The 20116-nt window shown below is 64.9% G+C and carries 19 protein-coding genes; 12 read left to right on the top strand and 7 right to left on the bottom strand.

The window, feature by feature from the left end; translation table 11 throughout:
• Positions 1 to 56: 56 nt before the first annotated feature.
• Entirely contained in the window at positions 57 to 2408 is a 2352-nt protein-coding gene (gene pnp, locus ACTIEZ_RS04210; protein WP_439545408.1) for a polyribonucleotide nucleotidyltransferase, read from the top strand.
• 160 nt (positions 2409 to 2568) lie between these two features.
• On the opposite strand, the gene ACTIEZ_RS04205 is transcribed toward pnp, so the two are convergent.
• Entirely contained in the window at positions 2569 to 2874 is a 306-nt protein-coding gene (locus ACTIEZ_RS04205; RefSeq protein WP_439545407.1) for a hypothetical protein, read from the bottom strand.
• Between the two features lie 90 nt (positions 2875 to 2964).
• Here ACTIEZ_RS04205 and ACTIEZ_RS04200 point away from each other — a divergent pair, with 90 nt between their 5' ends.
• Positions 2965 to 3906: a LysR family transcriptional regulator gene (locus ACTIEZ_RS04200; protein ID WP_439545406.1), complete on the top strand. Its 942-nt coding sequence runs from the start codon at positions 2965 to 2967 to the stop codon at positions 3904 to 3906.
• A gap of 222 nt (positions 3907 to 4128) precedes the next feature.
• Here ACTIEZ_RS04200 and ACTIEZ_RS04195 read toward each other — a convergent pair whose 3' ends face one another.
• Complete coding sequence (locus tag ACTIEZ_RS04195; RefSeq protein ID WP_439545405.1) at positions 4129 to 4302, bottom strand: hypothetical protein; 174 nt, start codon at positions 4300 to 4302, stop codon at positions 4129 to 4131.
• A 470-nt stretch (positions 4303 to 4772) separates the two neighbouring features.
• Between ACTIEZ_RS04195 and ACTIEZ_RS04190 the strand changes: the two genes are divergently transcribed.
• The 3 genes from ACTIEZ_RS04190 (at position 4773) to ACTIEZ_RS04180 (ending at position 6731) form a co-directional block, all read left to right on the top strand.
• Complete coding sequence (locus ACTIEZ_RS04190) at positions 4773 to 5210, top strand: hypothetical protein (protein ID WP_439545404.1); 438 nt, start codon at positions 4773 to 4775, stop codon at positions 5208 to 5210.
• 263 nt (positions 5211 to 5473) lie between these two features.
• Complete coding sequence (locus tag ACTIEZ_RS04185; RefSeq protein WP_439545403.1) at positions 5474 to 6229, top strand: PEPxxWA-CTERM sorting domain-containing protein; 756 nt, start codon at positions 5474 to 5476, stop codon at positions 6227 to 6229.
• 10 nt (positions 6230 to 6239) lie between these two features.
• Positions 6240 to 6731, top strand: coding sequence for a response regulator (locus ACTIEZ_RS04180; protein ID WP_439545402.1), 492 nt, complete (start codon positions 6240 to 6242; stop codon positions 6729 to 6731).
• A gap of 287 nt (positions 6732 to 7018) precedes the next feature.
• Here ACTIEZ_RS04180 and ubiG read toward each other — a convergent pair whose 3' ends face one another.
• Positions 7019 to 7768, bottom strand: coding sequence for a bifunctional 2-polyprenyl-6-hydroxyphenol methylase/3-demethylubiquinol 3-O-methyltransferase UbiG (ubiG, locus tag ACTIEZ_RS04175; RefSeq protein ID WP_439545401.1), 750 nt, complete (start codon positions 7766 to 7768; stop codon positions 7019 to 7021).
• 101 nt (positions 7769 to 7869) lie between these two features.
• Here ubiG and ACTIEZ_RS04170 point away from each other — a divergent pair, with 101 nt between their 5' ends.
• The 3 genes from ACTIEZ_RS04170 to ptsP are packed head-to-tail and all read left to right on the top strand — an operon-like array spanning position 7870 to position 12412.
• Complete coding sequence (locus ACTIEZ_RS04170) at positions 7870 to 9126, top strand: aspartate kinase (RefSeq protein ID WP_439545400.1); 1257 nt, start codon at positions 7870 to 7872, stop codon at positions 9124 to 9126.
• Positions 9123 to 10151: an NAD(P)H-dependent flavin oxidoreductase gene (locus ACTIEZ_RS04165; RefSeq protein ID WP_439545399.1), complete on the top strand. Its 1029-nt coding sequence runs from the start codon at positions 9123 to 9125 to the stop codon at positions 10149 to 10151. Before ACTIEZ_RS04170 ends, ACTIEZ_RS04165 begins: the two co-directional genes overlap by 4 nt.
• Positions 10151 to 12412: a phosphoenolpyruvate--protein phosphotransferase gene (gene ptsP / locus ACTIEZ_RS04160; RefSeq protein ID WP_439545398.1), complete on the top strand. Its 2262-nt coding sequence runs from the start codon at positions 10151 to 10153 to the stop codon at positions 12410 to 12412. Before ACTIEZ_RS04165 ends, ptsP begins: the two co-directional genes overlap by 1 nt.
• A 232-nt stretch (positions 12413 to 12644) precedes the next feature.
• Here ptsP and ACTIEZ_RS04155 read toward each other — a convergent pair whose 3' ends face one another.
• Positions 12645 to 12923, bottom strand: coding sequence for a YciI family protein (locus ACTIEZ_RS04155; RefSeq protein WP_439545397.1), 279 nt, complete (start codon positions 12921 to 12923; stop codon positions 12645 to 12647).
• Positions 12924 to 13078: 155 nt separating this feature from the next.
• On the opposite strand from ACTIEZ_RS04155, the gene rpmB reads away from it, so the two are divergent.
• Positions 13079 to 13375, top strand: coding sequence for a 50S ribosomal protein L28 (gene rpmB, locus ACTIEZ_RS04150; protein WP_439545396.1), 297 nt, complete (start codon positions 13079 to 13081; stop codon positions 13373 to 13375).
• A 73-nt stretch (positions 13376 to 13448) separates the two neighbouring features.
• On the opposite strand, the gene ACTIEZ_RS04145 is transcribed toward rpmB, so the two are convergent.
• The gene (locus ACTIEZ_RS04145) at positions 13449 to 14447 is read right to left on the bottom strand and encodes an esterase-like activity of phytase family protein (protein ID WP_439545395.1); all 999 of its coding nucleotides are present in this window, start codon (positions 14445 to 14447) and stop codon (positions 13449 to 13451) included.
• 46 nt (positions 14448 to 14493) lie between these two features.
• Between ACTIEZ_RS04145 and recQ the strand changes: the two genes are divergently transcribed.
• Complete coding sequence (gene recQ, locus ACTIEZ_RS04140; protein WP_439545394.1) at positions 14494 to 16287, top strand: DNA helicase RecQ; 1794 nt, start codon at positions 14494 to 14496, stop codon at positions 16285 to 16287.
• A gap of 3 nt (positions 16288 to 16290) precedes the next feature.
• Here recQ and ACTIEZ_RS04135 read toward each other — a convergent pair whose 3' ends face one another.
• Entirely contained in the window at positions 16291 to 17079 is a 789-nt protein-coding gene (locus tag ACTIEZ_RS04135) for a glycine zipper domain-containing protein (protein ID WP_439545393.1), read from the bottom strand.
• Between the two features lie 123 nt (positions 17080 to 17202).
• On the opposite strand from ACTIEZ_RS04135, the gene ACTIEZ_RS04130 reads away from it, so the two are divergent.
• On the top strand, positions 17203 to 17544 hold the full coding sequence (locus ACTIEZ_RS04130; protein WP_439545392.1) for a hypothetical protein: 342 nt from the start codon (positions 17203 to 17205) through the stop codon (positions 17542 to 17544).
• Positions 17545 to 17577: 33 nt separating this feature from the next.
• Here ACTIEZ_RS04130 and ACTIEZ_RS04125 read toward each other — a convergent pair whose 3' ends face one another.
• Positions 17578 to 19071: an ABC transporter substrate-binding protein gene (locus ACTIEZ_RS04125; RefSeq protein WP_439545391.1), complete on the bottom strand. Its 1494-nt coding sequence runs from the start codon at positions 19069 to 19071 to the stop codon at positions 17578 to 17580.
• Positions 19072 to 19133: 62 nt separating this feature from the next.
• Here ACTIEZ_RS04125 and ACTIEZ_RS04120 point away from each other — a divergent pair, with 62 nt between their 5' ends.
• Positions 19134 to 20108, top strand: a complete 975-nt coding sequence (locus tag ACTIEZ_RS04120; protein ID WP_439545390.1) for a cysteine synthase A — start codon at positions 19134 to 19136, stop codon at positions 20106 to 20108.
• Positions 20109 to 20116 lie beyond the last annotated feature (8 nt).

Genomic DNA, 20116 nt, shown 5'->3' with positions numbered 1-20116 from the left:
CACACACGCTGTTGGCGACCGGCAATCGGGCCCGTCGCCAGGAAAAGAAGAAGATCATGTTCACCATTCACAAAGAAGAACTCAACTGGGGCGGCCGCAAGCTGACCCTGGAAACCGGTCGCATTGCCCGTCAGGCGGATGCTGCCATTGTCGCCACCCTGGGCGAAACCGTGGTGCTGTGCGCCGTCACCGCCGCCAAATCGGTGAAGGAGGGGCAGGATTTCTTCCCGCTCACCGTGCACTATCAGGAAAAATATTCGGCAGCCGGCCGCATCCCCGGCGGCTTTTTCAAGCGCGAGCGCGGCGCTACCGAGCATGAAACGCTCACCAGCCGCCTGATCGATCGCCCGCTGCGCCCACTGTTCCCGGAAGGTTTCTACAACGAGATCAACGTGATCGCCCATGTGCTGAGCTATGATGGCGAAGCCGAAGGCGATATGCTGGCTCTGATCGCGGCGTCGGCTGCGCTCACCCTGTCCGGCGTGCCGTTCATGGGCCCCATCGCGGGTGCCCGTGTCGGTTACATCGATGGCGAATATATCCTGAACCCCACCAAGGCGCAGGTGAAGGAAGGCAGCCTCGATCTCGTCGTCGCCGGCACTGCTGATGCGGTGATGATGGTCGAATCCGAAGCCAAGGAGCTTTCGGAAGACGAGATGCTGAAGGGCGTGATGTTTGCGCACCGGTCCTTCCAGCCGGTGATCGATGCCATCATCCGCCTTGCCGAGAAGGCCGCCAAGGATCCCTGGGATCTGGCCGTTACCGACGACAAGGCGATGCTGACCAAGCTGCAGAAGGCGATCGGCGCCGATATCGATGCCGCCTATCGCATCACCGCCAAGTCTGATCGGCAGGCCGCGCTGGCCGAAGCCAAGGCCAAGGCCAAGACCGTGTTTGCCGATGGCACGCCGCAGGAGCAGATGAAGGCCGGCAAGCTGTTCAAGAAGCTGGAAGCCAATATCGTGCGCGGTGCCATCCTGAAGGAAGGCCGCCGCATCGACGGTCGCGACACCAAGACGGTGCGCCCGATCGAGGCCATGGTGGGCCTGCTGCCGCGCACCCATGGCTCGGCGTTGTTCACCCGCGGCGAAACCCAAGCCATCGTCACCACGACGCTGGGCACGGCCGATGCGGAGCAGATGATCGACGGCCTTGATGGCCTGAAATATGAACGCTTCATGCTGCACTACAACTTCCCCCCCTATTCGGTGGGTGAAGTCGGCCGCTTCGGCGCGCCGGGCCGCCGCGAAGTCGGCCACGGCAAGCTGGCGTGGCGGGCGCTGCATCCGCTGCTGCCGGCCAAGGAAGAGTTCCCCTACACGATCCGCGTGCTGGCCGACATCACCGAGTCGAATGGCTCGTCGTCGATGGCCACCGTCTGCGGTGGTTCGCTGGCCTTGATGGACGCCGGTGTGCCGCTGAAGCGTCCGTGCGCCGGCATCGCCATGGGTCTGATCCTGGAAGGCAAGGACTTTGCCGTCCTCTCCGATATCCTGGGTGATGAAGATCATCTGGGTGACATGGACTTCAAGGTCGCCGGCACGTCCGAAGGTGTCACCTCGTTGCAGATGGACATCAAGGTCGCCGGGATCACCGAAGAGATCATGCGCGTCGCGCTCGATCAGGCGCGTGATGGCCGTGCCCACATCCTGGGCGAAATGGCCAAGGCGCTCGACTCCACCCGTGAAGGCCTGTCCGCCCATGCGCCGCGCATCGAATCGATGCAGGTGCCCAAGGACAAGATCCGCGACATCATCGGCACCGGCGGCAAGGTGATCCGCGAGATCGTCGCCACCACCGGCGCCAAGGTCGATATCGAAGACGATGGCACGGTGAAGATCAGCAGCAGCGATCCGGAACAGATTGCCGCCGCCCGCAAGTGGATCGAAGGCATCACCCAGGAAGCCGAAGTGGGCAAAATCTACACCGGCAAGGTGGTGAACATGGCCGATTTCGGTGCGTTCGTGAATTTCATGGGCGCCAAGGATGGCCTGGTCCACATCTCGGAAATCAAGAACGAGCGTGTCGCCAATGTGAAGGACGTGCTGACCGAAGGCCAGCAGGTGAAGGTGAAGGTGCTCGGCATCGACGATCGCGGCAAGGTCAAGCTGTCGATGCGTCTGGTCGATCAGGAAACCGGCGAGGAATTGCCGGACACCCGCCCGCCCCGCGAAGGTGGCGATGATCGCGGTCCGCGTGGTGATCGTGGTCCGCGCCGGGATGGCGATCGGGGCGGCCCGCGCCGCGACGGTGACCGTGACCGCGGCCCGCGCCGGGATGGCGACCGTGATCGTGGGCCCCGCCGTGATGGTGGCGGCGAACGCGCCGAACGCCGGCCGCGCGACGCCGAAAGCAACGAAGGCGAGCCGAGCGGCCTGCCCAACTTCCTGACCGGCGGCAACGACTGATCCGCCTGTCCTGAACCGAAAATGGGGCCGCGCTTCCACCCGGAAGCGCGGCCCTTCTTTTGCCCGCTCCCGCCGCAGGACTTTGGGCGGGAGCGGGCGACTCGCCGCAGGCGAGCGGGGTGAGGGGCAGCCCCTGCCCGCCTGCGACACCCGGCAGGGCTCAGCGGCGATCCGCCAGTTGCACGCCGGTATCGATCTGCCCGCGCGCCTGGGCGAACTTCTTGCCGGCTTCGAAGCGATTGCCTTCGGCGCAGATCTTTTCGGCCACCCGCACCAGTTTCAGCGCCTTGGCGGCGGCCTTGGGATCGGCGGTATGCGCCTGGCTGCGCAGCGCGGTGGCTTCGGCGGCGCAATCCACGGCGGCGGCACGCGCCGGCGTTGGGCTGAGCGCCAGGAAGGGCAGCAGGCCAGCCATGGCCAGGCCAACGAGGGTGATGCGGTCGAGGGTGAAGCTGGAGATGTTCATTGTCTGGGTTCCTTTTGCTATCGGGTTGCCGATGAACAGGTTTTAAGTCACACTCAGACACAAGATAATCCACACAATCCGGGGCGGCCCATGAAGCCTGGCTATATAATCCCGCGCAATCTGCTCGATGGCCTCGATGCCTTCCTGCGGGTGGCCGAACGGCGATCGTTCCGCGCTGCGGCCGATGATCTGGGCGTGTCACCGTCCGCCATCAGCCAGACCATCCGCCAGCTCGAGGAGCGGATCGGGGTGCCGCTGTTCATCCGCACCACCCGTGCGGTTGGTCTGACCGAGGCCGGGATGCGTTTTCATGCGCAGGCCGCGCCGGCCTGGGCCAGCCTGATCGCGGCCTGGAACGATGCCCGCACCCTGGGTGAGCGCCCATCGGGCCTGTTGCGGTTGAACATGCCGCGTGCCGTGGTGCCGTTGCTGATCGAGCCGATCATTGCCGATTTCTGTGCGCTTTATCCCGATGTCGATGTCGAGGTGGTGGCCGAGGATGCAACGGTCGATCTCGCCACCAGCGGGCACGATGCGGGTATCCGCATCGGCGAGCTGCTGGAGGCCGACATGATCAGCGTGCGCCTGTCCACGTCGTTCCGCTATGTCATCGTGGGGACGCCGGCCTATCTCGATGCCCATGGTCGCCCGCAGACCGTAGCCGATCTGAGGGCCCATGATTGCATCCGCCAGCGGCTGAACGGCGGCACCACCCTGTTTCCGTGGCGGCTGACCGATGGCAACCGCAGCATCGATGCGCCAGTGAAGGGCCGGGTGATCGTGAATGACTACACCACCGTGCTGGCGCTGGTGCAGCGTGACATGGGCCTGGCGCAGACCAGCGAGCCGTTGGTGGCGGCCGATATTGCCGCGGGCCGGCTGGAAACCGTGCTCGATCATCTGGCGCCGACCTCCCCCGGCCTGTTCCTGCATTATCCGGGCCATGCGCAAGTGCTGCCCAAGCTGCGCGCCTTCATCGATCATGTGAAATCCGCTTTGGCCAACGGCCGGCTGCCGCAATTGACGGATTGAGGGGTTTTCGACCAAGCAACTGTTATTATTCACCTTTCTGTTTCCAGTCGCTTCACTTGGCCCGGCAATTGTACTTTACAAGGTGATCAAAGTTATCCTTTTGCAGGTTTGTTGGCACAGGCTTTGCCAATAGTTTCCCGGCAAAAAGCGCGTCTCACCCCTGGCGTCGAACAGCCTGAATCATGCCACAGGCCAGCGCTGTAGGACAGGCGCGCCGACCGATCAGCCGTTCACTGCCGCCAGCGGCCGACGGCTTTTGGCGTTCAGGCCGAAATGCGCCACTGCGGCTTCGCGGATATGCGCGAGTCTGGTTGGCGTGATGCGGTGCAACATTGCCGACGTGTTGCGCGGATCCCAACGGCCGCCGGCGGGTGCGCCAGAGCGCTCTGCGACCAAGCTCGATCACCGTCATCGCCCTGACGGGCGACCCCTGCGGGGCGGCGCGCCTTTTGCCCGGCTTGGTCAGAAAGCGCGCCAATGCTCGTGCAACGAGCATTAACTTATGTCGCCATCAACACATTAATTGCAAGGTTAAAAGATGCGACATTTTTGCAAACTGCTCAATATGAGCATCCGTATTCTTGCCTAATGAATTCCGCGAGACGTATGATTAACGATATGATGTATTGCAGATAGTTCGTCAGCACATGGGGGTTTCTTTCAATGGGCAATATTACGAGGTTATTACCTATTCTCGAATCATGTGATTATTCATACATTGATTACGCCGATATCGGCATGGTCGATGCTTCGGTAAAGTCTTTTATCATTTTCTGCTTAGGATTATTTTTCCTGCTCATTGGGTTGGGTCGCAAGAGTCAACGATAATGCAGCGGGCGGCTCCTTCACCCAGTCCGGGAGAGCGTTTGGTTCAGCCAAACGGAGAAATGTTACCGGGCGCGGTGCCTGCAACTCATGCAGCGGTTTTTATACTCGGGGAAAAACTGCCCACGGTTTACCAGTTGGCGAACGACACGGCCGTCCTGATGCAGGAATTGCAGCGCGAAACATCGCTTAACGCTGACGAATTGGTAACACTGGCCACCATATGCGCTGCCAATCTGCAGCGTTGGCACCGCACCGCCGGCCGGAAAGACGAGGACCTGCCCTTGGTCAGCCTTGTGCCGGTCTCGCAAAGCTCGTTGGCACGGGCAACGGGCACGCCGCGTCAAACCATGCGCCGCCGGCTGGAGAAGTTGGCGGCAATGGGGGCCATCTCCTGTGTGTCCGCAGGTGCGGTCATCGATTTCAACAGCCCGATCATTCTGGCGCTGTTGCGGCAATTGCCGCGCTTCGCCGCGTAAGCGCAAGCGGGCGAAGTACGTGCTGCGTGACGCTCTCATGGCCGGATGGTTGGCCTGTTTACGCAAGCCCGCCAACGGCCTGCCGGATCGCCATCGGTGCACTTCCCGGCGCCGAAATCCAGGATTTCATGTTGCGATACAGAACTTGCTCAAATTGAGCAGCAGGCCACGTACGAATCAGGCGCAGCCCTGTAATCAACATAAGCTTCTTAATGAAGCGCAGGGTTTAATTTTCAGGTCTCAGCAGGGCAAAGGACATCCCCATGAACATCATTCGTCTATTGACGTCAGCGTTGCTGCTGGCTTCTGCAAGTTCAGCTTCCGCCGTTACTCTCGCCAGTTTTTCGCCAGACCCGGGAACCAATGTCCACTACACAAGAACCAGCACATCGACTGGTCGCATGGTGAGCACGAATGCCACTTCCGGCACGACACCGCTGTGGGTGTCCACCCAATTCACATTTGGCAACAGCACGTTTGCAAGCATTCTGGGCACGTTTGCAGCGGAGATGCTGGTCGATATGTCGATCAATGATCCGGCGCAGGAGTTTTTTGGTACCATCGTCCAGCCGCTGCAAGCGGGTGAGATCAAGTTCCGCACCCTCAGTGATCTCACCGTTGGGCAGACATTTTATGCGGCAGGTGCCAACTTGCTGTCATTCGATTATTTCACCGGGGGCGGTATTTCCGGCAGCGGCAACACAGCAAGTCTAATCGCCAATCCTGGTGGTGGGGCGAACTTCACGACTGTAACATCAGACTTCCTGAATTTTGCAGCTGGCTCAGAATTTGATCTCAATATGAGCCTTCTCAACCTTACCAGCGCCTTGGGCTTCACGGCCAACCAGCCGATCAACAGTTTTTCGGCACGCGCCGGTGGCATTCTTTCCAGTGATAGCCTTCCGGGCCTGACGGCTGTCGTTCCCGAACCGCAGAGCTGGGCGATGTTCATCATCGGGTTCGGCATCGTCGGGGCAGTTTCCCGCCGGCACAGGCGCACGACTACCGTGGCGTCCTGATTGGTGGTGAATGCGCGCCCGGTTGGGGTCAGACCGGGCGCGCACCTTTCAAAGCGGAGCTTTGCTGATGGGTGTAACCAGGATTGAGGCCGGCGTGATTGCTGCGGAAAATTTGGCCCGCAACATGCGGCGGCCGCTGCGCATCCTGCTGGTCGATGCAGACTATTTGTATCGTACGACGCTGTCGGCGAAACTGGTCGAAGAGGGGCACATCGTATCCAGTTTGTCCAATTGCCATGATGCATGGCTTCTGGCTCAGCAGGTGACGTTCGACCTGACGCTGATCGATCTTGAAGTGCCGGCCATGACGAGCATGGAGTTGGTCAGGCGCATCCGAAAGCAGGACGAGAAGGCACGGATAATCGCGACAAGCCCAAATATGACGCAGCGCAGTGTCCGGGTGAACCACCTGTGTGAAGCCAACGGCATTGTAAAAGTGTTCGGCAAGGATAGCGGGTTCAATACGCTTTACCGCCATCTGTCAGGCGCCCTGCGCGCGTGAATTAACGAGATACCGCAGGCACCCACTGGTCTGCGGTCGTGTCGGGGGGTGGACCACTCACCTGCCGACACCACCCATGTCACGCATGGGTCGCTGCCCCCCGTGGCGCCTGTGCGCTGGATGGGCGGTCACTGGCCCGTATCGCATGGGCCAGTGACCTTTGCGTTTGACCTTTGCGTTTGACCTTTGCGTTCCGCCAGACGGGCGGTCTGGCCGTTTCGTCCAGGGATTGCGCCCTGTGCACCGCATTCATCGATCGTTTGAAGGCAATGCTGCAAGCCCGCGGCTCAGCCCTTCGCCGCCGCCATGAAATAATTCACCGACACATCGCTGCCGACGCGGAAGCCCTTGCCCGGCCGCCAGGACAGGCCGGCGGGTTCGGCTGGGGTCAGGCCGGCGTGGCGCAGGGCTTCTGAAAGCTCATCCGGCGTGAAGAATCGCTGCCAGTCGTGGGCGCCCTTCGGGATGGCGCGGATGACATATTCGGCGCCGGCGATCACCACGGCCCAGCTTGCGGCTGTGCGGTTGGGCGTGGAAAACATCGCCAGCCCGCCGGGTTTCAGCAGGCGGGCGATGGCGGCGAAGAAGGCATCGCACCCGGCGACATGCTCGACGACTTCAAGGCAGGTGATCAGATCAAATTGTTCGCCGCTGTCGGCCAGATCCTCCACCGCGATGCAGTGATAGGCGATGGCCAGCCCGCCAGCGTCGGCATGGGCCCTGGCCGCGTCGATATTCTCCGGCGCGGCGTCGATGCCGGTCACCGCCGCGCCCATGCGCGCCAGCGGTTCAGCCATCAGGCCGGCGCCGCAGCCGACATCGAGCGCGGCCAGGCCCGCCAGCGGCCGGCGGCTTTTGGCATCCAGGCCGAAATGCGCCACCGCGGCTGCGCGGATATGCGCCACGCGCACCGGCGTTATGCGGTGCAGCATGGCCGACGCGCCGCGCGGATTCCACCAATCGCCAGCGAGTGCGCCGAAAAAGGCAGCTTCGTCCGGGTTGATGCTGGCGGCGCCAGCGGCGTGCGCTGTGGACATTTCTTTGCCTCGGGAAAGCGGGGGCTTCCTTGCCAATGCCCCCCTTCATTCCTATCAGGCAAGGCGAATATTGGCGCAGGACATGAAGGAAGCTGCCGGCCATGGCCCGGATCGTGATGAAATTTGGCGGGACGTCGATGGCGGGGACAGAGCGGATTCGCAATGTCGCCGCCCGGGTGAAACGCGAGGTTGATGCCGGCAACGAAGTGGCCGTGGTGGTCTCTGCAATGGCGGGTGAGACCGACCGGCTGGTGGGATTCTGCCGGGAGGCCAGCCCGCTGGCTGATCCGGCCGAATATGATGTGGTGGTGGCCGCTGGCGAACAGATCACCGCCGGCCTGCTGGCGATCACGCTGCAATCGGCCGGCGTGCCGGCGCGCAGTTGGCTGGGCTGGCAATTGCCGGTGCGCACCACCGCAGCACACAGCGCGGCCCGCATCGAGGAGATCGGCACCGAGGCGATCCTGCACAGCATGGCGCAGGGCGCGGTGGCGGTGATGCCGGGATTCCAGGGCATCACCGACGAAGATCGGGTGACGACCCTGGGCCGCGGCGGATCGGACACGTCGGCGGTGGCGCTGGCGGCCGCGCTGAAGGCCGACCGCTGTGACATCTATACCGATGTCGATGGCGTCTACACCACCGATCCGCGCATTGTGCCGCGCGCCCGCAAGCTGCATCGCATCACCTATGAAGAGATGCTGGAGCTGGCCAGCGTGGGCGCCAAGGTGCTGCAGACCCGGTCGGTGGAACTGGCCATGAAGGAAAAGATCGTTGTGCAGGTGTTGTCGAGCTTTTCCGACGCACCCGGCACGCTGGTGGTGGATGAGGATGAACAGATGGAACGCATGATTGTCGTGGGCGTGGTCGCCGATCGCAATGAGGCCAAGGTGACGCTGGTGCGCGTGCCCGATGTGCCGGGTGTGGTCGCCGGCATCTTTGGCCCGCTGGCGGATGCCAACATCAATGTCGACATGATCGTGCAGAATATCGCCAAGGGCGAAGGCATCACCGACGTGACCTTCACGGTGCCGCGTGCGCAATTGCCGGCGTCGCTGGATGTGCTGGAAAAGGCGCGCGATACCATCGGGTTCGAAGCGCTGCTGTCGGATGATGATGTCGCCAAGATTTCGGTGGTGGGTGTCGGCATGAAAAGCCACGCCGGGGTGGCCGCCACCATGTTCCGCGCGCTGGCCAGCCGCGGCATCAACATCCAGGCCATCACCACATCGGAAATCAAGGTGAGCGTGCTGATCCCGCAGGATTATGTGGAGTTGGCGGTGCGGGTGCTGCACACCGCCTATGGCCTGGATGGGCCGGCGGCGGACGATGTGACAGGCGCAGGAGCAGACGCATGAGCAGCACCCCGCATCTTGATGCCGCATCGGCGCGCGGCCGGGCATTTCTGGGCACGCGCCATGCCATCATGGCCGGCGCGATGACCTGGGTTTCCGAGCGCCATCTGGTGTCGGCGATTTCCAATGCCGGCGGTTTTGGCGTGATCGCCTGTGGGTCGATGCCGCCGGCGCTGCTGGAGGCGGAGATTGCCGCGACGCGCGCGCTGACTCAACTGCCGTTCGGGGTGAACCTGATCACGCTGCATCCGATGCTGGATGAATTGATCCAGGTCTGTGCGCGGCAGGGCGTATCGCATGTCGTGCTGGCCGGCGGATTGCCGTCTGGCGCGGCGATTGCGGCGATCAAGGGTTTTGGCGCCAAATTGATGTGCTTTGCACCGACGGCGGCGCTGGCGAAGAAATTGGTGCGGTCGGGCGTGGATGCCATCGTGATCGAGGGGTCGGAAGCCGGCGGCCATATCGGGCCGGTCAGCCTGACCGTGCTGGCGCAGGAAATCCTGCCGGTGATCACCGATGTGCCGGTGTTTGTCGCCGGCGGCATCGGGCGCGGCAATGCCATGGCGGCCTATCTGGATATGGGCGCGTCGGGCGTGCAACTGGGCACGCGCTTTGCAGCGTCGACCGAAAGCGTGGCGCACGACAAGTTCAAGGCGGCGTTCGTGCGGGCCAGTGCCCGCGATGCGCTGTCGAGCGTGCAGATCGATCCGCGCCTGCCGGTGATCCCGGTGCGCGCCCTGAAAAATGCCGGCAGCGAGGCGTTCAACACCCGCCAGCGCGAAGTTGCCGAAGCCGTGGATCGCGGCGAGATGGACCTGGCCGCCGGGCAGTTGGCGATCGAGCATTATTGGGCCGGGGCGCTGCGCCGCGCGGTGGTGGAAGGCGACGTGGAAGGCGGCAGCCTGATGGCCGGGCAATCGGTGGGCATGGTGACGAAAGTGCAGCCGGTGGCCGAGATCATCGCTGAATTGACCGTTGAGGCCGAGGCTGCGCTCAGCCGCCGCTTTGTACGTGAGGCTGCCGCCTGATGCCGCCCGCCAGCGCCGCCCGCATCATCCTGCGTCGCCTTCACGATGTGATGGCCGGCAAGGCGGCGGCGCAGGCCAAGCTGAATCAGGTGGTGAAGATCGTTGCCGACGAACTGGGCAGCGAGGTGGCGTCGATCTATCTGCTGCGTGACGGCGTGCTGGAGCTTTATGCCACCTTCGGGCTGGCGCAGACCGCCGTGCATGTGACGAAATTGTCGATGGGCCAGGGGCTGGTCGGCAATATCGCGGCCCGGCGCGAACCCTTGAGCCTGGCCGAAGCCAAGGCGCACCCGGATTTCGTCTATCGCCCGGAAACCGGCGAAGATGATTTCCACAGTTTCTGCGGCGTGCCGATCGTGCGGCGCGAGGCGGCCATCGGCGTGCTGGCGGTGCAGCACCGCGAACCGCGCGCCTATGAAGAGATCGAGATCGAGGGCCTGCAGACGGTGGCCATGGTGCTGTCCGAACTCATCCACGGTGCCGCGCTGGTGGATGATGCGCAGGCGATGCGGATGCGTGCGGCAAATTCGGGCCCGATGCGGATGAACGGGCTGAAGCTGGTCGATGGCCTGGGACGTGGGCTGGCGGTGTTTCACCAGCCGCGCGTGGTGGTGGAACACACGGTGTCCGATGATGTCGATCTGGAGCGCACGCGGCTGGTCGATGCGTTTCGGCGGATGCGCGAGCAGATCGATTCGATGATGGGCCAATCGGAATTTCTGGCCGGCACCGATCATCATGAGATCCTCGAGACCTACAAGATGTTCGCCTATGACGAAGGCTGGTCGCGGCGGATCAACGAGGCGATCGAGACCGGTCTGACCGCAGAGGCCGCGGTGGAGCGGGTGCAATCGCGCAACCGGCTGCGCATGCGCAGCATCGATGATCCCTATTTGCGTGAACGGCTGACCGATCTCGATGATCTGTCCAACCGGCTGCTGCGCATTCTTTCCGGCCAGTTGGGCACGGCGGCGCAACTGGGCTTGCAGGCCGATGCGATATTGATCGCCCGCAATCTGGGGCCGGCGGAACTGCTGGAATATGATAAGCGCCACCTGAAGGGCGTGGTGCTGGAAGAAGGCAGCCTGACCGCACACGTGATCATCGTGGCGCGGGCCATGGGCGTGCCGGTGCTCGGCCGGGTCGAGCAGTTGTTTTCCCAGGTGAATGATGGCGATGAGTTGATCGTCGATGCCGGCAATGGTGCGCTGCTGGTGCGGCCGACGGCGGCGACGATCAAATCCTATCAGGCGATGCGGGTGCTGAAGGCGCGGCAGGCCGAACAATGGGCCAAGGTGCGCGATCTGCCGGCGATTTCCCGGGATGGCCGCCACATCGCGCTCTACATGAATGCCGGGCTGCTGGATGATGCGGCGTCGATCCCGCTGGCCGGCGCCGATGGCATCGGGCTGTTCCGCACCGAATTCCAGTTCCTGGTATCGGCCACGTTGCCGCGCCGCGAACGCCAGCAGGCGCTGTACCAGGGCGTGCTCGACGCCGCCGGGGACAAGCCGGTGGTGTTCCGCACCGTCGATATCGGCGGCGACAAGGCCGTGCCCTATCTGGCCGGCGACGTGGAAGATGAGAATCCGGCGATGGGCTGGCGCGCGCTGCGGCTGGCGCTGGGCCGCACCGGGCTGATGAAGGTGCAGGCGCGCGCGCTGCTGGAGGCCGCCGCCGGCCGCACGCTGAGCGTGATGTTCCCGATGGTGTCGGAACCCTGGGAATTCGCCGAAGCCCGCGCGCTGGTGGAGGCGCAGCGTGAACGGCTGGCGGCATCAGGACGGCCAGTGCCGACCGGGGTTGAATATGGCGCGATGATCGAGGTGCCGGCGCTGATCGAGCAACTGGATGTGTTGTTGCCAATGGTGGATTTCGTGTCGATCGGCACCAACGACCTGACGCAATTCCTGTTTGCTGCCGACCGCGCCAATCCGCGGCTGGCGGATCGCTATGACTGGTTGTCCCCGGCCATCCTGCGGGTGATCCGCCGGGTGGTGTGTGCGGCGGCCGAACATGATGTGCCGGTGACGGTATGCGGCGAAATGGGCGGGCGGCCGCTGGAGGCGCTGGCGCTGATGGCGATCGGTGTGGAGCAATTGTCGATCACGCCGGCCGGGATCGGGCCGATCAAGGCCATGGTGCGCGCCGCGACGCTGGAGCCGCTGGCCGAATCGATGCTGGCATGGCTGGCGACGCCGGGGGTGAATATCCGCGCGGAATTGCTGAGCGCGGCGAAGCGGCAGGGGTTGTCGTTTTAGACTGCTCGCCTCCCGCTTGCGAGAGGGGTTGGGGGTGGGATTGGCCCTCGTTTCGCACGGCCGGCGGCACAGCCGCCGAGTCCGTGTGAGTTGTCGGAAGGAAGACAGGAAGAGCGTGGCAGAGCCACGCCGTCGGACGACTCACGAAAAGTGCGGCTGGAGAGCCGCCCTTTTTGGTCGCCGGCCGGCCGTGGCGGAGTCGGCAAATAGCTGCGCTATCTGCACGCCCGCCTTACGGCAGAACTTTGTGCCAGTTCGTTACCGACCGGCTCTCGAACAGGCCGGCCTGGTGATAGGGATCGGCATTGGCAAAGGCGATGGCCGTATCGCGATCATCGAATTCCATGATCAGCAACGACCCCATCGTGCGGCCATCGGGGCGCAGCAGCGGCCCGGCCACCAGCACCTGATCCTTGAACTGATCGATGTGCGCCAGGTGCGCCGGGCGAGTGGCGGCGCGCAGCTCTGCCGAGTCCGCTTTGTCGATACAATGGATGGCAAAATAGGGCATAAGCCTGTTCTGCACCGGGCCGCGCAGCCCGTCCAGCCCTTCTGCCGTGGTTGACGGCACGGCATGGCTGGGTTATGCGCCGCCCCCTGTTGTGGTCGTGCCGATTCCGGCGGGGCTGCTCCCGGCAGATTCGTTTTTCTCAAGGACTATCCACCATGTCGCGCGTTTGCGAATTGACCGCCAAGGGCCGCCAGGTCGGCAACAACGTGTCCCACGCCAATAACAAGACCAAGCGCACTTTTCTGCCCAATCTGCAGAATGTGACGCTGATCTCCGATGCGCTGGGCCGCAGCGTGCGCCTGCGCGTGTCGATGAACGGCCTGCGTTCCGTTGAGCATGTCGGCGGGCTGGACAATTGGCTGCTGAAGACCAGCGACGATCTGCTGTCGCCGCGGGCTGCCAAGCTGAAGAAGGAAATCAAGAAGCAGGCTACTGCGGCTGTCGCCGCGTAAGCGCTTGCTGCTGCGTAAGCGCTGGTTTCCGGATGAATAGGGCGGCCGGGGGCATCCTCCGGCCGCTTTTTTGTCAGTTTTTCATCCCCGCCGGCAGTTCCAGCCGCAGCAGCAATGTCCGCTGCGCTCGGGAAAAATTGTCGTCCGACACGACATAGAGCACCGGCCGGCCGGCTTCTCGAACCAACGCGGCGCCTTCCATATTGTCGATCGGCCAGGCCGAATTGCGATCCCAGCGCAGCAGCGGCCGGGCGGTTGCGCTGCCGGACGGCAAAGCCGCCACATCGATCAGGCTGAGTGCGGCCGCCGTCTCCACGCCGGTGAAGCGGCGGTGCAGCAGCAGCACGCGCGCGCCATCCAGCGCGACGGCATCGGTAATGGCAAAGCCCGGCAGCCCGGCCACCGTGATGCTGCTGGTTTGCCCGGCAGCATCGGTGAACACGCCGCGATGCACCCCAGCTTGCGCATGTTCCGGCAGCCACAGCAGGGCGCCATCGGGCAGCAGCGCCAGCGCTTCGCCGCCGCCGTTGGGCGCCCAGCGCATCGCCGGCGTGTGCCAGCGGGCCGCCACCGGCCGGCGCGGTGGCACGCCATCATAGATGAGGATCCGGTGCTGCTGTTCAAAGCTGACCCACGTGCGGCCGTCCGGCGAAACCTGCACGGCTTCGGAGTCCATGTCGTACTTCTCGCCGCCCGGCGGGGCCGGCAGCCCGCCCATTTCGGCATCGGTCACGCCGACCAGCGCACCGCCTTGCACCACCGGGCGCATCAGCAGCCATTGCCCGGCATCGCTGACCGCCAGCAGCCGACCATCGGGCAGCGCCGCCAGCCCGGACAGGCCGCCGAAGCCGGGATCATCGCTGGCAAGCGCCAGTGCACCGGCCAGCCGCGCGCCGGATATGCGGGTGCCGGTGCCGGGCAGCGGCGTGGCGGTGATCGCAACCGCATGGGCGGCAATCTGCGGGCCCAGCCCGCGCGGTGGCCGCAGCTGGATCCACAGCACCCAGGCGCCGGCCAGCAGCAGTGCCGCCAGCAGCAGCCATTCCAAAATCGCAGTTTGTTGCCGGCGCATCCACAAGCCCATAGCAACGCAGCAATGCCCCGGCTATCCAGCCTGCATGACCCCTCATGACGTGCTGCATCGCGTATTCGGCCATTCCGAATTTCGCGGGCCGCAACTCTCCATCATCGACGATGTCATCGCCGGGCGCGACGTGGTGGCGATCATGCCGACCGGCGCCGGCAAATCTTTATGCTATCAGGTCCCCGCGCTGATCCGGCCCGGCACCGCGCTGGTGATATCGCCGTTGATCGCCCTGATGGAAGATCAGGTGCGCGCCCTGAAAGCCGTCGGCGTGCGTGCCGCCACGCTGAACAGCCAGGCGGCCGATGGCGAGACGGTGTGGCGGGCGATGCGCGATGGCGAGCTTGATCTGCTCTATGTCTCACCCGAACGCGCGCTCAGCGAAGGCTTTGGCGTGCTCGCGCAGCGGACCGAAATCGCGTTGATCGCCATCGATGAAGCGCATTGCGTGTCGCAATGGGGGCATGATTTCCGGCCCGAATATCGCCGGCTGCGGCCGTTTTGCGATGCCCTGCCCGGCGTGCCGCGCATCGCGTTGACCGCAACGGCCGACCGCGAGACGCGGGTGGATATCGCGCGGCAACTGGGCATCGGCGATGACCGGGTGGTGCTGTCGGGCTTTGATCGGCCCAATATCCGGTACGATGTGGCCGGGCGCGACAATCTCAAGCGGCAGATACTGGACTTTCTGGGCCGGCACCGCGACCAGGCCGGCATCATCTATGCCCCCACCCGCGCCGCCACCGAGAAGATCTGCGAATGGCTGACCGAGGCCGGCATCAACGCCCGGCCCTATCATGCCGGGCTGGAGCCGGGCACGCGCAGCCGCCACCAGGCCGATTTCGTGAAGTCCGAATCGATGGTGATGGTGGCGACGATCGCGTTCGGCATGGGCATCGACAAGCCGGACGTGCGCTTCGTGCTGCATGCCGGCATGCCCAAATCGATCGAAGCCTATTATCAGGAAACCGGCCGCGCCGGGCGCGATGGCGATCCGGCGGTGGCACAACTGATCTGGGGCGGCGAGGATGTGGCGCGGTTGCGCGGCTTCATCGCAGGCAGCGATGGCGACGAGGCGCGCAAGGCCGACGAGACACGGCGGATGAACGCGCTGATCGCCTTTCTGGAAACCAGCGGCTGCCGGCGGCGGGAATTGCTGCGCTATTTCGGCGATGTGCCGCCGCAAGCCTGCGGGAATTGCGACAATTGCTTGAACCCGCCGCAATTGCTGGATGCCACCGAGGCCGCGCGCAAGTTGCTTTCGGCGGTCTATCGCACCGGGCAGCGCTTCGGCATCGGCCACCTGACCGAGGTGCTGCTCGGCAAGACGACGGAGAAGGTGCTGAAATTCCGGCACGAACAGGCCAGCGTGTTCGGCATCGGGAAGGATATGCATGTCGATCAATGGCGCAGCCTGACCCGCCAACTGGAGGCGATGGATGCGCTGACGCGTGATCCCGAGCATGGTGGGCTGGCGCTGGGCCCGGCGTCGCGGCCGATCCTGAAGGGCGAAGTGGCCATCCAGTTGAAGCAGGCGCCGCCACAGCGTCGCGAAGGCCGATCCAGCAGCAGCAGCACCCGCCGTGATGGCGGCAACGACGTGGCGGCGGGCGATCAGGCGCTGTTCGATGCGCTGCGCCAGCGCCGGCGCGAATTGGCGGCGGCGGCCGAAGTGCCGCCCTATGTCGTGTTCCACGACGCGACGCTGCGCGAGATGGCCCGGCAGCGCCCGCGCACGTTGGGCGATCTGGCGCGGGTGCCGGGCGTGGGCGCCAGCAAGCTGGAACGTTGGGGACCGGATTTCCTGCGCGTGATCGCGCGCGGATAGGCGTCAGCAGCGGCCCGAGCGTTCCACCGCGGTGCCCGCCAACGCGCCCACCAAGCCACCGACGACGACGCCAGTGCCGCGATTCCATGGATTGGCAACGCCATAGCCAAGCGCCGCGCCGGCCACGCTGCCGACCAGGGCCCCGGTGCCCGTCGAGCGGCAGCCCCAGCCGCCGCCGCGGTAATGGCCGCCACCATAGCCGCGACCAAAGCCGCCGCGATTGAAGCCGCCACCCCAGCCGCCATTCCAGCCGCCGAAACCCGGATTCCAGCCCCCATTCCAACCGCGATTCCAGCCGCGGTTCCAGCCCCGATTCCAGCCGCGACCGCGATGGAAATTGCCACCCCAGCCGACCGGGACGGCATAAGCCACCGGCACGGGGTAGGCGACCGGCACGACCTGGCGGCTGTGGACGACGGTGACCGGCGGCGGATAGCCCTGCCCATAGCCAGCCTGCGGGTAACCCTGCGGCGGGTAGCCGGTTTGCGGATAATTCGCCGGTTGATAGCCGCTGTCATGCGGCGGCGGGTCATCAACGTATGCATAATCTGCCGGCATCATCGCGTTGTCGGCGCCGATGGTCTGGCCATTGCCAGCGGGCACATACGCCTGCGGCGCGGCCTGGTTCTGCGGTGGCTGCGCGGCGAACTGGCTGGCTGGCACATATTCGGCGCGCAGTTGCACCGGCACACCGTTGCGGGTTGCCGGGATGAGATCGGGGCGGGCCAGTGCCGGCGCAGCACCGATGAGGGCGGAAACCAGCAACGCTGGCAGGAGCGTGAGCTTCATCATGGGTTAAAGTTGCGCTGGCCAAGTTGAACACCGGCTTAATCCACAAGTTCCATCGCTGCTGCGCTTGTCGGCAGCAGGCAAACCCGTGATGATGGCAATAGTTACCATGCAGGAGACGGACAAATGACGATGCGCGCAAAGGCCAGCCAGATGATGCTCCGCCCGTTGATGATTGCCACGATGTTCGGCCTGGCCGCACCAGCGGCCACCCCGGCGTTCGCGCAATCGAACAACAACAACAACAGCCCGGTTCTGTATGAATATGATGGCAAGACCTATCAGACGCTCGACCAGTGCCGGCGCGCCAAGAAGAAAGCCAAGGCACGCGGCGCCATCGCCGGTGCAGCCATCGCCGGCGTTGGCACTGCGTTGCTGGGCGGCAATCTTGGCGAAACGGCGCTGGTCGCTGGTGCCGGGGCGTTGGCCGGCCGCGAGATCGGTCGCGCGTCCGCCAAGCGCTGCTGAGGCGTTGAACGCAGCCAGCGCTGCACATGATTGTCAGATAGGCTGAGGCTGCTTTGCGCCGGGCGGCAACATGCGGCCCAGCGGGTGGCGACCGAGCGGATTGGCCTGGAAACCGCTGACCCCGCTGGCCACCAGCGCCCAGCGCACCGGGCGCAGCAGCGGGATGAAGGCGGGATCGGCCATCAGCGCGGCTTCGGCAGCGGTCAACGCCGCGGCGCGGGTGGCCAGATCATTGCCGGCGCGGCCGGCTTCATCGAGCAGGCGATCGGCTTCGGCACTGCAGGGTTGCATACGGCCACAGCGCCAGCGCGCCAGATGCGCCACCGCATCGGGCACCCGTGCCACGATTTCGCGCAGCACCAGATCATGGGGGGGCACCGCCTTGCTGTCGGCCTGGCCGCTGCGCACCATTTTCAGCGTGATGCCCAGCGGCGCCCAGCGATCGGCCAGTTCGCTGGCAAGCAAGGCCGGCTCGGCGCCGGGCGGCACCAGCAGGGTCAACGCCAGCGGCTGGCCGGGGCCAAAGCCGGCTTCGGCCAACAAGGCGCCGGCGCGCAGCAAGCGCTCGGCGGGCAACAGGCCACGATCATCGGTTGGCGCCGGCAGGCCATCCCACAGCCGGTTCTGCGGTTGCAGTGCCGACAACGCAAAGCGATTGGCCAAGGCCTGGCCATCGGCGGCGAGCAGCAGCGCCTGGCGCAGGCGCGGATCGGCCAGCGTGCCCGTCGCGCCCTTGCTGCGGGTCACGGCGGTGCTGGCAAAGGCCAGCCCGATCACGCCATGCACCGGCTCCAGCAGCAAGGCCCGGCCCGATGCGCCGGCGCGCACCGTGGCCAGCCCGGCCAGCCCTTCGCCCAGCACGACATGCACATCACCGCTGGCAAAGCGGCGCACGGCGTCGGCAGCATCAGGCCGGTCGATGATGATGCTGGCGGCCTGCGCATCGCTGCGCACCGCGCTGCCGCGCCGTTCCAGGCTGATGGCGCCGTCCGCACGGGTTTCGGCATAGGCGCCGGGATAGGGGTTGCCGCGGCGATCGTGCAAGGCGAGTGCGGGTTCGGCCAACCAATCGAGCAGGAATGGTGTCGGCGGGCGCGGCAGCAATTCCACGACACGGGCAATCGGCGCGCGGGCCGTGTTGCGCCCCGCAAGCCCGGCATCGGCCAGCACGGCCCGCGCATCGGCGCTGCGCGGCCGCTGCAGGCTGGCGACGACATCATTGGCGACCAGCTCGGCGCCCGGCTTGTCATCGGCGGCTGGCCAGCGCAGCGGCGCCAGGCGCAGGATCAGCGCATCGCCTTCGTCCAGGAACCGCCAGCTTGTGGCGAGACCGGTGGCAAGTTCGCCGTTGGCGCCGCGTTGCAGCAGTGTTGCAGCCGTTGCTTCGGCTGCCAGTTCGTCCGCCAGGGGGCCATCGCCGATCACGGCGACCTTCAGCTCACCACCGGGCGGTTGGGCGCTGCACGCCGCCAGCAGCAGCGAAAAGACAAGGAACGCGGAGTAACGCATCACCCACAATGTAACCATGCTTGGCTGCACCGCAACACAGCTTCCTTGCTGCAAGCGCAGCCGGGGGGTAAAGGCGACGCATGACGATCGCCGCCGACATCACCCGCCTGATCGGCAACACGCCGTTGCTTACCCTGGCTGGACCCAGCCGCGACACCGGCTGCACCATCCTGGGCAAGGCCGAATTTCTCAATCCCGGTGGCAGCGTGAAAGATCGCGCCGCGTTGGGCATCATCGATGATGCCGTGGCGCGCGGGGCGTTGCTGCCGGGCGGCATCATCGTGGAAGGCACCGCCGGCAACACCGGCATCGGCCTGACATTGGTGGGCCGGGCGCGCGGATACCGCACCATCATCGTGATGCCGGAAACCCAGAGCCGCGAGAAGATGGACACGCTGCGGGCGCTGGGTGCCGAGCTGGTGCTGGTGCCGGCCGCCCCCTATGCCAACCCCGGCCATTATGTGCACACATCCCGGCGCATCGCCGAGGAAACGCCGGGCGCGATCTGGGCCAACCAGTTCGACAATGTCGCCAACCGCCTGGTGCATATCCGCACGACGGCGACCGAGATCTGGCAACAGACGCAAGGGCGCATCGACGGCTTTACCTGCGCGGTGGGCACCGGCGGCACGCTGGCCGGTGTTGCGTTGGGGCTGCGCGCCGAAAATCCCGACATCTGCATCGCGCTGACCGATCCCGAAGGGGCGGCGCTGTACAACTGGTTCGCGCATGGCGAGCTGAAGGCCGAAGGGTCCAGCGTGTCGGAAGGCATCGGCCAGTCACGCATCACCGGCAATCTGGATGGGCTGCAGGTCGATGCCCAGTTTCGCGTTCCCGACCATGAGGGCCTGGCCTGGGTGCGGCGGCTGAACGACGAGGAAGGCATCTGCCTGGGCCTTTCATCAGGCATCAATGTTGCCGGCGCAGTGCGGCTGGCGCGGCATCTGGGGCCGGGACATATCATCGCGACCATCTTGTGCGACAGCGGCCTGCGTTATTTATCAACCATTTACAATAATGAATGGCTGGCTGCCAAGGGGCTTGCGGCGGTCTGAGGCGACCG

Origin of the sequence: Sandarakinorhabdus sp. (assembly GCF_051860625.1) — a bacterium.
GTDB lineage: Bacteria > Pseudomonadota > Alphaproteobacteria > Sphingomonadales > Sphingomonadaceae > Sandarakinorhabdus.
This window is presented reverse-complemented; position numbering and strand designations above follow the sequence as displayed.